Source organism: Paenibacillus sp. YAF4_2 (assembly GCF_052113225.1).
In the GTDB taxonomy this organism is placed as follows: Bacteria; Bacillota; Bacilli; order Paenibacillales; family Paenibacillaceae; genus Pristimantibacillus.
In genome coordinates this window covers 107,253-119,917 of record NZ_JBFRCT010000008.1, presented here as the reverse complement: position 1 = coordinate 119,917, position 12,665 = coordinate 107,253, and the positions used below count along the sequence as shown (strand labels likewise).

The following is a 12,665-nucleotide window of genomic DNA, read 5'->3' as shown; positions in this document are numbered from 1 at the left end:
AATTCAACTTCCATTGGCTCGTTTTTTTTATATAAGAAGCTTCGATGTCATCCCTTAACCGATCCTGCCGTCAGACCTCGAATAAAGCTTTTCGACCCGATCGCAAATAGAACGAGCACCGGCAAAGTTCCGATCGACAGTCCGAGGATTTGTGCCGCGAGATCGGTTCTGTATGCAGACCCCAGCGTCGTAATGCCAAGCGGGATCGTGTACATTTCCGGCTTGTTGATGACAATCAACGGAAGCAGGTAGTTATTCCATGACCAGAGGAAGACAAGAAGAGACAGCGTTGTTACTGCCGGATAAATAAAGGCCAGTACGATCCGGAAGAAGATCCCGAGATCCGAGCATCCGTCGATCCGCGCGCTTTCGATCACCTCTGCCGGTACCGCGCCGCGAATAAACTGCGTCATCCAGTACACGCCAAATGCGTTTGCCACCCAAGGCAGGATGAGCGGCATCAAGGTATCGGACAAGCTCAGATAGCGCATCTCGATGACATACGCAACGAGGCCAAGCTGGCCCGGAATCATCATCGTCAGCAGAACGGCTCCGAATATTTTCGATTTATGCCGGAAATCGTATTTCCCAAACGCAAAACCCGCAAGCGCGCTGACGAACACCGACATCACCGTGCTGACAGCCGAAACGATAAAACTGTTCCAATAAGCTAGATCAAAGCGGCTCGCCGCTACCGTCTTGAAATTTTCCGCTAGGTAGTTTCCCGGGAAGAGCACGATTTTCGTAAAAAGATCCTCGTTCCTGTAGGTGCCCATGACAACCATAATGTAAAACGGCAGCAAGGCGACGATCGACAGCAGAGCGATACTGACCGTCGCCGTAATGGTACGCGATCGTGTACTCATTTAAGTGTCCTCCCTGTAGAACTTGGTGCCTATAAACGAGAACAGGGCAATAATGAGACAAAGCCCATAAGCAATCGCCGAACCTAATCCGTAGCGAGTTGTGCTGCCGAACGCCGTGTCATACATATTCCAAACGGTTGTCAGGCAGCAGCGTTCAGGTCCGCCGATGACTGCGGACGCCGATCCCATTCCAGCACCGCCTAGCAGCAGCATCGGTTCCTCTAGCAATTGGAATCCGCCGATAATCCCCGTAATCGCAACGAAGGTTGTAACCGGACGAAGCAGCGGCAGCGTTATCGTCCAGAATGATTTCATGCCGGTCGCCCCGTCGACGGCAGCCGCCTCATGCAAATCTTTCGGGATGTTTGCAAGCCCCGCGAGATAAAAGATCATCGTGTAGCCGAATCCCTTCCAGAACAGCATCAGCACGATGACGATACGCGCATAGATCGGTTCGCCAAGCCAATAGATCCCTTCGTCGATGAGGCCAAATTCGAGCAGCAGCTTGTTGACGAAGCCAGCCTGCCAATCGAACAACAGATTAAACATGAGGCCAACGGCAACCGGCGTGACAATATACGGCAGGAAGTTAACGAGCTGGAAAAAAGCTTTCCACTTTACGAATTTGCTGTAGAGCAGCGCGGCGATCGCCAGACCAAAGGCCATCTGTAGCGGCAGCGAAACGCCTACGAACAGCAGCGTATTCCCGACTGATGTGAAGAAATAAGAGTCGGGGTTAAACAGAAACGCATAGTTGTCCAGCCCAACGAACGATTTTTTACCGATCCCGTCCCAACTCGTCAGACTCACATAGAACGAAAATAGGATTGGAATCAGGCCAAAGGCCACGTAGAACAACATATACGGCGACAGAAACAGATACGGAACCCATCTTCGCTTCACGGCATCCATCAATCTCACTCCCATCTTTTATATTTCCCGCGGAAAGCGCAAAGAGCGGCCGCCCGGCCGCTCCCAGCGTCTTTGCCGCATCCAGCGAGCCGTTATCCGAACGTGATGTCCGGTAATTTCGCCTTCAGCTCTTTTTGAATCCGGTCCATCGCCTGCTCTACGCCGAAACTTTTATCCTTCGCTAGAGTCTGCAGCACAATACTCATGGCTTCGTCGAGCACTTGGTCATTCACATTCTCGGCTACGTCGGTCGTCACCCCGGAGATGTCGACGAAGAACTTCTCCCCGATATCCTGGCTGCCGAAGTTCTCCCATGTCCAATTCGAGAACTCTTTATTTTGGTACGCTTCTTTGAAATGGGTAAATACGCCGTCTTTCTTCTGCGCTTCCGCGCCTGCCTGCGTCATCGATGTAAACTCGATCCATTTCCATGCGAGCTCGGCATTCTTCGCGCCTTTTGGAATACCATGCGACGAACCTCCCCGTATATAACCGCCCTCCGGAGCTACCATGAGCGCCCACCGGTCAGGCTTCTTGTCGTTTGGTCCGATGACATATTGCGGCATCCATACCGGGCTTGGCGTAAATAAATATTTGTCGCCGCCAAACGAGGCGTTCCAGGCCGGCGTCCATTGGTCAAGCTTGTCTACAATACCCGCATCGCGGAACTGGACGAGCCGCGAAACTACGCTTTGGAGCAGCTGAACATTTAATTTGTTATCCTCGAAGTACGGCTCATCCCGCTGGCCCTTCAGAATATCGTATACACCGCCAAGGCTCGGGAACATCATGACCTTACCGCCGCTCTTGTCCAAGACTTCTTTGCCCTTTTCAACGAATGCGTCCCAATTCGGCAGCATCGCTTCCATCTCTTCGGGATTGTCCGTACCCAGATACTCTTTGGCTAACGGCTTGATGTAGGCAACGCCGGCAACACTCATATCGTCCGGAATAGCAACCAGATGATCATTCATGGAGAAAGCGGGGGCGTCATATTCGAATAGCACATTTCGGTCCGCATTATAGGGGTCGGCTTCCAGATCTTCGAGAATATCCATGCTGAAAATCTTTGCCTTCTGCCCGCGCTCGATCCGAATAACGTCCGGCAGCTCGCCGCCTGAGGCGATCGTCGTCTGCAGCTTCTTCGGCACATCCGCCGCTTCGACCTGCACCCGCTTAATTTTGATCCCCGGATATTTCTCGTTAAAAGCCGCTATCGCCGTCGGATGCTCCGGCTCCCAGGTCCAAAGCACGAACTCCCCTGAAAGCTCCTTAATGCCGCCGTCTTCTACAGCAGCGTTATTCTCTGTTTCTGCCGCTGGGGCGCTTGTCTTGTTGTTTCCTCCGCTGTTGCCTCCACCCGCGCCTGAACATGCGGCAAGCAGACTGATTAGAATCAAAGTGGTCATTGCCTGCGCGATTCCTCTTCCCCATTTCGAACGACGCATCCGAAAGCCTCCCTTAGGTTTTTGATTACGTTCTCATCATATACAAGTCTCTATGAAAGCGTAAACAATACAAAACTGCACTTTTGGTCGGGATTCTGCACTTTGCTTCACCGCCCCAAATATGTAGAGTATAATGGAGTCACTTATGACATGGGAGGCTGCCCTCGATGAAGATCATATTGGTGGATGACGAGCGCATTGCGCTGGATCATATTAGAAGGTTGATCCCATGGGAAGAAAACGGATATGAAATCGCAGCGGCGGCAACGAACGGCCGAAGCGCGCTTCGGCTCTGTGAAGAGCATCGTCCCCAGATCATGATTGTGGACATCCGGATGCCGGTCATGGACGGGCTCGAGCTCATCCGTGCGGTGGCTGAACGTGGCTGGGGGGTCAAATTCATCGTAATGAGCGCTTACGAGGATTTTAATTATGCCCGTCAGGCGATTTCGCTAGGCTGCGTGTCGAGCTACCTTATCAAACACGAAGTTGATCGAGACAAGCTTATACAGGAGCTTGCGAAAGCAAAGCTGGCATGGGAGATGAGCGAAAGGCAGCGTAAGCTCTCCCGCTCCGAGCAGCTGAAGGAAGCATTTTTCGCAAGCGGTCAGCCGGCCAGGCACAGCGGACATATTGCGCGGCCGCCGCTTTGCGCGCTCCTCTTGCAAGCAGATGTGCCATTCACGACAATCCCAGCCGCCACGGCACCACACGATACGAACGGAACTACAGGATGGAAGGAAGAATTTAAGCATGTGGAGAAATCAGCAAACTGGGAGTTGATTGGGGAATTCACGCATGGAGCAGGCCGGCTGTTTGCGTTATTCGAACAGTGCGACAAAAACGCGCCTCTGCAGCGTGATGCCTTTTTCACGCTTGCATCGGCAGTGCAAAGTGGGCTCGAAGACCGGCTTGGTCATACCCTCTCGCTCTATTTCGCTTTCGAATATACGGATATAGCGCATCTACCTGTCTTGATCTGTAAACTGGAAGACGCCGGGCGACATACCGTATTCTCTGGCCGTGGTGCTCTAGCATGTACGGATGATCTTCCTTTGCCGGTACGAATGGCGCCTGTCAATGTGAATAGTGGTCGCCGGTGGCTTAACGCGGCCGCATCCTCTCTAATACAAGAGGATTACGATAGTTTTGAAAGCGTTGTCAAACAGTGGTTCGACAGTCTTTCGCGACCGGAATGGGATTTGAACGGTTTGTACGAAGCCATCCGTGCGCTGACCACCCTGTACCGCGAACGACTTGCGGCAGCGGGACTTCCCGAAGCAGATCCGCTCGAACCAAGAACGGCCGGTCCCCTATACCATGTAGCAGGCATACGCGAGCGGATTTTCCGTGCTTTCGGTGAGCTGCGCGAGCAAGGATCGGCTGTCCACAAACAGCTGTCACCGAAGCTGTTGCAGGCGCTGCGCTACCTCCATGCCAACTTCCAAAGCGAGATCGGGGTCGAGGATGTCTCTTGCGCAATCGGCATTAGCGTTAGATATTTGCACGAGCTGTTCAAGCGAGAGCTAAACCGCACTTTCCTTGATTACCTGACCGAATACCGAATCAAGCAAGCTAAACTGATCCTCATGCGCGAGGACGCCAAAATGGCTGAAGTCTCCGCACGCGTCGGCTACCGTTCTCCCCAGCACTTCAGTCAAGTGTTCAAGCGGCTGACCGGCGTTCTCCCCCATCAGTTCCGTGCAAAGGAGCAAGCCCGATGACCAGACTTCGCACCGTCATTTTTTGGAGAATCGTTATCGTCGCCGCCGTCAGTTTCCTGCTGTCCATCGCCTTTACATACTACTACTATAATCATATCCTGATCGGTCAAATGATGGCGGAGGACAAAGCGAAGCTGAGCCAGACAGTTCGCCAGCTCGACTATATGTCCGATGACATTTCCAAATTTACGTTAACGCTTATTATTGCCGAGCAGCTGCAGGAGTTCTACAAAACGTATGATCAGCTGGACACGTTTGATCAGTTCAAGATGATGCAGACCACGTTCAAGTTCGTCGATGGCTACAAAGGCCTCCGCAAGGAAGTAACCAGCTACGCGATCGTGCTCCCGGACGGACGCGTGTTTTGGAACGCAGCTGGCAACGACGGGTATTTCAGCGAGCGCTTGAAGGAGCCATGGTACTTGAACTTCGTCCAGTCAGGTGCTGAGTACGGCTTCACCGAGCCCCACCTTATGCTTGCAGACCAGAAACCAACTTCCGAGACGACAATCATCAGCTATGTCGTGACGGTGCGGGACATCGAGAAGCCCGGACAGACGATCGGCAAATTTATTGTCAATCTGGACTACAGCCATTTTCAGTCGCTTCTCGACTTCAGTCCATTCGTGAGCTTAGCCTGGCTTAATGATTCCGGAAACGTGTTGTATGCTAAACCAAACGGCGACAATCAAAAGGTTGCCAGCCTTGTCCATGATTTTGATGATGCCGCGAGCAAGGAAGGAGCATTCCGCGTGAATAACGGTTACCTCCTGGTTGACCGATTCGAAACATCCGGCTGGCGGTTAGCCACCTTCATCTCGCAATCATCGTTGTTCGACCGGGCCAAGATCGTCTTGTACCTGCTCGGTTTCTTCACGCTTGTCAGCACCACGCTTATCCTTGCCCTTATGATTCCGGCGATCCTCCGCATTACACGTCCGATTATGCGGCTGTATAGTGCGATGAATGCTGTATCGAGCGGTAATTTGCAGACATCCGTACATATCAACACAGGTGATGAGATGGAAAAGCTGGGGAATGGGTTCAACCGGATGACAAGCCAGCTGAGGACTCACATCGAAGAATCGATCCAGTACGAGAAAGCCAAGCGTGAGCTAGAAATGGAACTGCTGTTGTCGCAGCTTAATCCACATTTTGTGTACAATACACTGAATGCCGTTATTTACATGGCCCAAAAGCAAGGGAATGAAGACATCGTCCGTATGGTTGCCGCTTTTATTCGAGTGCTTCAGGACGCGGTGAGAACGGGTGGAGATGATTCGCTTGTCCCGCTCCATGACGATGTCGCGCTGCTAAGGGATTACATTGACATTCAATCGTACAGGTACGCCGATATGTTTAAGGTGGAGTGGGAGTTAGATGATCGCTCCCTTCATTGTCTTGTACCGCGCATTCTGATTCAGCCGTTTGTCGAAAACGCGATTTTCCACGGTATATGTCCAAAGGACGAGCCTGGCACGATTCGTATTACCGCTCATGAATCCGAAAGCCTGCTCCTCCTCACAATCGAGGACGATGGTGTCGGTATTGAGCCGGAACGGCTGCAGACAATCTGGGAAACAAAGGAGAAAAAGAGCAGCAGCGGCCTGAGGCACATCGGACTCAATAATACGAAGAGGCGACTAGAGCATTTATTCGGAAGCCATGCGTCCGTACAGATAAAGAGTGTAGTCGGTGAAGGTACTTGTGTCTCTATACGGATACCTAAGGTGAACAAATAAAAACCGCTCACCGATAGTGAGCGGTTAGTGGCTTCCTCAAAACGTACTAAGCCGTAGTTCATAAAAATACTGCACAATTGGATGCTTTAACTTTATTTTATCCTTCATATTTAGAACACGCTTTTTCCCAACTCGTCTATCAACTAACGCCAAAATATTTAACAAGATATTATTGCTTTCTAAGCTTTCTTCTATAGAACTGGCTAAAAACTTAGTAGCATCAACCGTAAAGTTTGATTTACTTAATGTTGACTGAGCTGTTATAAGTTCCTTTGCAAGCTCTGATATTTTTCTGCCTCTTGCCATTACTTTTAGACGATCCTCAGGAACCGGCCCCTTGGCACCTTTTCTGACCGCTTCAATTTCTTCCGTGGTAATAGGAACATAGATATCCGAATCATTCTTAATTTCCTGCTCCGATTGATACCATCTGATTAATGTCGTTGCATCACTCATATTAAGTACGTTCTTTTTGTCTACTGCAATATAACAATGTCCTGCTTTATCAGGTGAATAACGGTAGCTGGTTGCCGTATATTCGAACCTCCCAACTAATGCAGGACAGAGAAAACTCTCTAGTTGTTGCTTCAATTTGCTCCAGGACATGTAATCCTCCAATGTTGTATAAGAATAATACCTACTAAGGCAGTCATTCTATTATATCCTTTTTACAACAACAAACACACCGATCAAACTAAGAACAAGTAACCTTCCACAACTTTGAACAATTAAAAAAGCCAAACGGAAATTCTTCCCTTTGGCTTCATATGAGATCAGATCTCGACTGCTGCCGATATCCCTTAATCTCGCTAGTCATATCTGTTGAATCCGATTATAACGATACAGATTGCAGCTATCCAGCGTAGTTTCTGATTTACGGTTATGCGCAGGTTTAAATTGTGATCCAACGGTTTATGCTGATTCAATACTACTTACTTGGTACCATCTATTTATCGGAGATGCGCTTATGAATATAATGAATGACCTGCTGGTCAAAAAAGCCTTTGCGAGCCCTAGGCTAAGACAAAATATTGTGAATAAAGGAACGATTTTTCTTTATTGCGATTACGCCGGCTTCGCTTCGCGCAACGTTTACGGTGCAGCTTGTTGTATGGTTTTTAATCGAATGGTTAGCATGACAGCCAAGAAGCTGCCGATTACACGGGATCAAGGTTCGAACTATGGCGAAATGATGGCGATCATTCTGAGTCTGGAAACACTTGCTGCAGCATTAGTGGAACATCAACCTAAAATCGCGGTCATATTTACCGATTGTATCCGCATTTCACATCTCTTAACTCAAGAACGATTCTCTCATCCCCATGAAAAGCTAGGAAGAGATGAACTATTAGCGGCTCTAAACGTTCTCAACAGTATGTTTCCCGAAGTTGATATTCAGATCAAGTATATTAGCAAACATAAGAAAAACAACTACTTGCATAGACTGGCTCACAATGCGGCCAGGGAAACTGCCATAAAGCCTGATTCTTAAGCATCGTTTAAAGTTGGATATTTAATAAGGTTGCTCCATACCAGCTCCATCGCGCTGCGTCCGCTCATCCCCGCCATGATCCAGGCTCAAACCGGCCGCGGATTACTTCCTGCTTCCGTTCATCGAGAATATCCTGACTGATCAGATCCTCAAGATCCTCGACTGTATTATCGAATTTTTTGACATTGTGTCCTTAAAAACATTCAAACAGAATTCCAATTTATGAAGCCCATCCTATCGCCTTCCCGGAAAATAAGGATTCTGTTGCTCAACAAGGTTGACTTTCTACAACCAGTTTTTTATGCTGAAACATGAGGGAAATTCATGAGCCAAAAAAATGAAAATTCTTTGTAACTATTTAAACACTGCACATTATAGAGATGAGGTGAAATGGCATGCATCCGACTCCCAAAAACCGCACTGTCACTTCGTCGACATTTGGTTTGGCCATACAAGGACTTGTCTTACTTTCAATGTCAAATAAAGTTTGTCCAAGTCAAGAACTTGCGAAAATGATGAACACAGGAACGACTTTTTTGCGCCGTATGCTTCGTCCATTGGTTCGTGCAAGTCTGGTTGAAGCCAGGGAAGGCAGAGACGGAGGCTACTTGCTGGCCAAACCTGCAAACTTGATTACAGTGGCGGACGTTTACCGGGCATTAGAACTGCATGATCCTTTGGGAAGCGGGATGATCGATTCCACGACCGACTGCGAACGAGGGAATCAGTTAAAAGGCCTTTTTCAGGAAATGTCTTCTCAGGTGGAAGAGAGTACGCTCCGTGTTTTCGAGCAATATACGATTGAACACATTGCGGCAGAAATTATTAAATTGGAGCTATAAACTGTGCTTTACAAAGGCATAGTTTTATCATATACTGTGTCTATATCGGGCTCAGTATCAACAATGCCAAACGATCCACAGCAAAGTCTCGGCATGCGCTTAATTGTGCCTAATTCAAACTCAGTAAGGAGGTGAAAGTGTTGCACATTCTATCTATTGTACTCGAGGTTATTCTAGGCATAGGCTATGTGATTGTCGGTTTTATGAAGTTTGGAGGCAAAGAGCCCATAGAATCATTCAAACATTATGGATATTCGAATGGATTTCGCATTTTAATCGGTATTCTTGAAATTCTCGGTGGTGTGTTGATGATAATTGGCATTTGGTCGCAACTGGTGGCTATACTGGCTGGTCTGTGGCTTGGGGTAATTATGGTTGGGGCTACGATTACACAAATTCGTGCGAAAAGCGATGGCAAAGAAATCATGCTGCCAGTCGTATTTTTAATCTTCGTGCTGGCAGTATCTGCAATTAACGTATTATAAGCTGCTACTTGAAGTGAGATCCTTTTGCAAGTTCGCTCTCAAAATATCTAATCAAAACAAGGTTATCTGCTGCCCTATGCTTACGTCAATTGATTCATCCGCAAAAAAAGAGAGCCGGCTTTGCCGGCTCCTGTGTTCATTTACAAGCCTTCACTTCTTCACCTTATTACTCGCTAATTCGCACCTCAATACCAAGCGCTTCCATTGTATCTACCCATTCTTTGGAACAACCCGTGTCCGTGATCAGCATAGAAATCTCCTCCAGCCTCGAAATTCTGGAAAACGTGGACATCCCAAATTTGGAGTGATCCGCAACCACAATAGACTCTTCCGCCCGCTGCATCATTTTACGCGAAATGGTCGCTTCTGCTAAATGGTAGTCAGTAATGCCATCTACAAGAGAAATGCCACCCACCGAAATAAACGCTTTGTTCACTTTAAATTGATCCAGTATCTGATCGGTCAGGGAGCCTGTTGTCGCTTGGTACTCTTGATTTACTTCCCCGCCTGCAAAAATAATTTTCCCACGAAACGTTTCCATCGCTAGATTAAGTACTGGGACCGAGTGCGTGATCAAGGTAATGTTCGTTCGTTCCTTTAAATAAGGCAAAATCTCAATTGTCGTCGTTCCGGTATCCATCATTATCGTTTCACCGTCTTTAATTAAAGAAGCTGCCAGCTTACCAATGGATATTTTCTCTGTCTTCATCATCTGGGTCCGCTTTAGAAAAGGCGGCTCAACAAGCTCCAAACGCATTTTGACCGCGCCCCCGTACACCTTGCGAAGCTTGCCTTCCTTCTCCAGTCGATCCAAATCCCGCCGCACCGTTTCCGTTGAAACGCTGAGCAGCTCAGACAGGTGATGCACCTGCACTTTTCCTTCCATTTCCAAATGATTCAAAATCGTCATCCTGCGATCTTCAAATGTTAATGACATCAGGGGCCTCCTACTTGACTGATTTCATCTAATTAATGTTGTTTTATGTTGTTTTCATCATTTTAGAATTAGGGGTACAGGATGTCAACTCATCCGCTTATTCCTCAATCAGCGGAACGTTATTAGAATTGCTGGTTGACAGTCTGATATAGTGGCGCTACAATTTTCATAAAACAACATGAAAACAACATAAATCAACATGATTAAAGAATGGTAACAACATTACATGCAAATGGAGGGCTTATCGTGCCACATTCACTCGTCTTTCGCGAGAATCACACCTTTACGATTGCGCAATTCACGGATTTACATTGGAAAGATGACGGTGTTCTAGATCAGGCGACACGCCGTCTCATGGAAGACATTCTCGATGCTGAACAGCCGGATCTTGTTGTTTTCACGGGTGATGTCATTTATACCGGTAATGTAGCCCCAGGTGATCTCATGTGCGAGGATCCAGTAGGCGCATTACGAGAAGCAGTCCACTCCGCAGAAATTCGCGGGATTCCTTGGGCTATCGTGTTCGGCAATCATGACACGGAATCGATCATTACAAGAGAAGAGCTCATCCATGCCGTTCTGGAGTATCCTCATACGGTTACCCAGCGGGGCCCGGTAGAAGTTAGCGGAGAAGGAAATTACCGGTTGTCCATTCAAGATGCTGCAGGGCAAAGCAAATTCAACCTTTATTTCTTTGATTCAGGTGCTTATTCACCTGTTTCCCATATTGAAGGGTATGATTGGATTCGCAGCAATCAGATAGAATGGTACAAGAAAGAATCCCAACAGATTAGAGATACTTCTGCTGAACAGCCTTTGCCAGCTCTCGCTTTCTTCCATATCCCCTTCCCAGAATATCAAGAGGTGTGGGACACCAAGACCTGTTATGGGAACTTTTACGAAGCTAGTGTCTCCAGCAGCCAAGTGAACTCAGGCCTATTTGCAGCCATGCAAGAAATGGGTGATATCGTAGGAACCTTCGTTGGCCATGATCATATCAACGATTATTGGGGTGAGCTGCACGGGATTCGTCTATGTTACGGCAGAGCCAGCGGCTATAACACATATGGAAAAGAGGGCTTTCAACGAGGCGCAAGAATGATTCGACTCCGAGAAGACGAGCGTAGCTTCGAGACATGGCTGCGTCTTGCTGACGGCACTGTCATTACCGAGCAGCCTGAACACATCCCTGGTACTTAACTTGGAGGTAATGGTTTGATTATCGTCGCAACGCTGCTAGTCATCGCTTCTGGCTTGGCGCATGCCATTTGGAGTTTATTCACGAAAAGCAGTCGTAACAAAAGCGTCTTCCTATGGTCCATCCTTATGGTAAGCACCATCGTCCTTCTTCCTTACTTAATAAGAGAATTGTGGCTCCATCCTTTATCCTTATCGTCCTACAGTCTCCTGCTGTTATCCGCCTGCTTGCAAGCCGCTTATTCTCTCTTGTTAGCACGTACCTACAACATGGGTGATTTGTCGCAAATCTATCCCATTATGAGAGGTACCAGTACCTTATTCGTTCCCATTATTGGTGTCCTGTTCCTTGGTGAATCCTTATCGGTATACGGATGGATGGGACTGCTTTGTATGGTCATTGGTTTCGTTTCACTAAGTGGCATTTTCACCAGCGCAAGATCAAGTTCGGCTTCCGTAAGGTCCTTTAAACCTTTCTTTATGGCGCTTAGTGTTGGCTTATGCACGACCTGCTACGTCTTCGTGGATAAGCTTAACCTTGAGCATATCTCAGCCATTTCTTTACTTGAGGTGACTAATATCGGGTTCGTTGCAGCATTGACACCGACCGTTATCGCCTCTAAACAACTACGCATGGAATGGAAATTAAATAGCAGGATCATTTTGCTCGGAGCGATTCTTAATCCAGGATCGTATTTATTGTTCCTTTTCGCAATGAAGTACGCACCCGTTGCCCATATCTCCCCTATGCGTGAAATTGGCACCGTGTTTGCCACGTTTCTAGGCATTGTCGTCCTTAAGGAGATGCAGGGCACTTTACGCATATTGTGCTCGGTTCTCATTTTAATAGGAATTCTCACGATTAGCTTTTGGGGCTAGAAATTATCCTACTCAAACAAAAAACCTAAATATAAAGCGATGTAAAAGCAACAACAACCTGCTGCTTAAAGAGAAAGCCAGGGTCTTCCAAGAAGACCCTCGCTGCTTATTTAATGGTCTCGCAGCATTTTACCTTCTTCA

General features: G+C 47.8%; 12 protein-coding genes. 7 read left to right on the top strand and 5 right to left on the bottom strand.

The genetic code is table 11. The annotated features are described in order from the left end of the window. Positions 1 to 47: 47 nt before the first annotated feature. From AB4Y93_RS19180 to AB4Y93_RS19170, 3 genes are all read right to left on the bottom strand, one after another. Positions 48 to 866 (bottom strand): carbohydrate ABC transporter permease, encoded by an 819-nt coding sequence (locus tag AB4Y93_RS19180; RefSeq protein ID WP_441894460.1) that lies wholly within the window; start codon positions 864 to 866, stop codon positions 48 to 50. After that, on the bottom strand, positions 867 to 1,793 hold the full coding sequence (locus AB4Y93_RS19175) for a carbohydrate ABC transporter permease (RefSeq protein WP_441894459.1): 927 nt from the start codon (positions 1,791 to 1,793) through the stop codon (positions 867 to 869). Positions 1,794 to 1,870: 77 nt separating this feature from the next. After that, entirely contained in the window at positions 1,871 to 3,226 is a 1,356-nt protein-coding gene (locus AB4Y93_RS19170; RefSeq protein WP_441894458.1) for an extracellular solute-binding protein, read from the bottom strand. Positions 3,227 to 3,393: 167 nt separating this feature from the next. On the opposite strand from AB4Y93_RS19170, the gene AB4Y93_RS19165 reads away from it, so the two are divergent. Both AB4Y93_RS19165 and AB4Y93_RS19160 read left to right on the top strand, forming a co-directional pair. Then, positions 3,394 to 4,950: a response regulator transcription factor gene (locus AB4Y93_RS19165; protein WP_441894457.1), complete on the top strand. Its 1,557-nt coding sequence runs from the start codon at positions 3,394 to 3,396 to the stop codon at positions 4,948 to 4,950. Beyond that, positions 4,947 to 6,692, top strand: coding sequence for a sensor histidine kinase (locus tag AB4Y93_RS19160; RefSeq protein WP_441894456.1), 1,746 nt, complete (start codon positions 4,947 to 4,949; stop codon positions 6,690 to 6,692). The genes AB4Y93_RS19165 and AB4Y93_RS19160 overlap by 4 nt, the downstream gene beginning before the upstream one ends. 36 nt (positions 6,693 to 6,728) lie before the next feature. Here AB4Y93_RS19160 and AB4Y93_RS19155 read toward each other — a convergent pair whose 3' ends face one another. After that, positions 6,729 to 7,298, bottom strand: a complete 570-nt coding sequence (locus AB4Y93_RS19155) for an SF0329 family protein (protein WP_441894455.1) — start codon at positions 7,296 to 7,298, stop codon at positions 6,729 to 6,731. Between the two features lie 361 nt (positions 7,299 to 7,659). On the opposite strand from AB4Y93_RS19155, the gene AB4Y93_RS19150 reads away from it, so the two are divergent. The 3 genes from AB4Y93_RS19150 (at position 7,660) to AB4Y93_RS19140 (ending at position 9,511) form a co-directional block, all read left to right on the top strand. Then, positions 7,660 to 8,184: a hypothetical protein gene (locus AB4Y93_RS19150; RefSeq protein WP_441894454.1), complete on the top strand. Its 525-nt coding sequence runs from the start codon at positions 7,660 to 7,662 to the stop codon at positions 8,182 to 8,184. A 395-nt stretch (positions 8,185 to 8,579) separates the two neighbouring features. Beyond that, on the top strand, positions 8,580 to 9,026 hold the full coding sequence (locus AB4Y93_RS19145) for an RrF2 family transcriptional regulator (protein ID WP_441894453.1): 447 nt from the start codon (positions 8,580 to 8,582) through the stop codon (positions 9,024 to 9,026). A 140-nt stretch (positions 9,027 to 9,166) separates the two neighbouring features. Then, positions 9,167 to 9,511, top strand: coding sequence for a DoxX family protein (locus tag AB4Y93_RS19140; RefSeq protein WP_441894452.1), 345 nt, complete (start codon positions 9,167 to 9,169; stop codon positions 9,509 to 9,511). A 166-nt stretch (positions 9,512 to 9,677) separates the two neighbouring features. On the opposite strand, the gene AB4Y93_RS19135 is transcribed toward AB4Y93_RS19140, so the two are convergent. Beyond that, on the bottom strand, positions 9,678 to 10,448 hold the full coding sequence (locus AB4Y93_RS19135) for a DeoR/GlpR family DNA-binding transcription regulator (RefSeq protein WP_441894451.1): 771 nt from the start codon (positions 10,446 to 10,448) through the stop codon (positions 9,678 to 9,680). A gap of 246 nt (positions 10,449 to 10,694) precedes the next feature. On the opposite strand from AB4Y93_RS19135, the gene AB4Y93_RS19130 reads away from it, so the two are divergent. Together AB4Y93_RS19130 and AB4Y93_RS19125 are read left to right on the top strand one after the other, a co-directional pair. Beyond that, positions 10,695 to 11,648, top strand: a complete 954-nt coding sequence (locus AB4Y93_RS19130) for a metallophosphoesterase family protein (protein WP_441894450.1) — start codon at positions 10,695 to 10,697, stop codon at positions 11,646 to 11,648. A 15-nt stretch (positions 11,649 to 11,663) separates the two neighbouring features. Then, positions 11,664 to 12,524, top strand: coding sequence for an EamA family transporter (locus tag AB4Y93_RS19125; protein ID WP_441894449.1), 861 nt, complete (start codon positions 11,664 to 11,666; stop codon positions 12,522 to 12,524). Positions 12,525 to 12,665: the final 141 nt, after the last annotated feature.

Coding starts and splice junctions, on each gene's coding strand:
- AB4Y93_RS19180 (WP_441894460.1), bottom strand. CDS start 866: ATGAGTACACGATCGCGTACCATTACGGCGACGGTCAGTATCGCTCTG.
- AB4Y93_RS19175 (WP_441894459.1), bottom strand. CDS start 1,793: ATGGGAGTGAGATTGATGGATGCCGTGAAGCGAAGATGGGTTCCGTAT.
- AB4Y93_RS19170 (WP_441894458.1), bottom strand. CDS start 3,226: ATGCGTCGTTCGAAATGGGGAAGAGGAATCGCGCAGGCAATGACCACT.
- AB4Y93_RS19165 (WP_441894457.1), top strand. CDS start 3,394: ATGAAGATCATATTGGTGGATGACGAGCGCATTGCGCTGGATCATATT.
- AB4Y93_RS19160 (WP_441894456.1), top strand. CDS start 4,947: ATGACCAGACTTCGCACCGTCATTTTTTGGAGAATCGTTATCGTCGCC.
- AB4Y93_RS19155 (WP_441894455.1), bottom strand. CDS start 7,298: ATGTCCTGGAGCAAATTGAAGCAACAACTAGAGAGTTTTCTCTGTCCT.
- AB4Y93_RS19150 (WP_441894454.1), top strand. CDS start 7,660: ATGAATATAATGAATGACCTGCTGGTCAAAAAAGCCTTTGCGAGCCCT.
- AB4Y93_RS19145 (WP_441894453.1), top strand. CDS start 8,580: ATGCATCCGACTCCCAAAAACCGCACTGTCACTTCGTCGACATTTGGT.
- AB4Y93_RS19135 (WP_441894451.1), bottom strand. CDS start 10,448: ATGTCATTAACATTTGAAGATCGCAGGATGACGATTTTGAATCATTTG.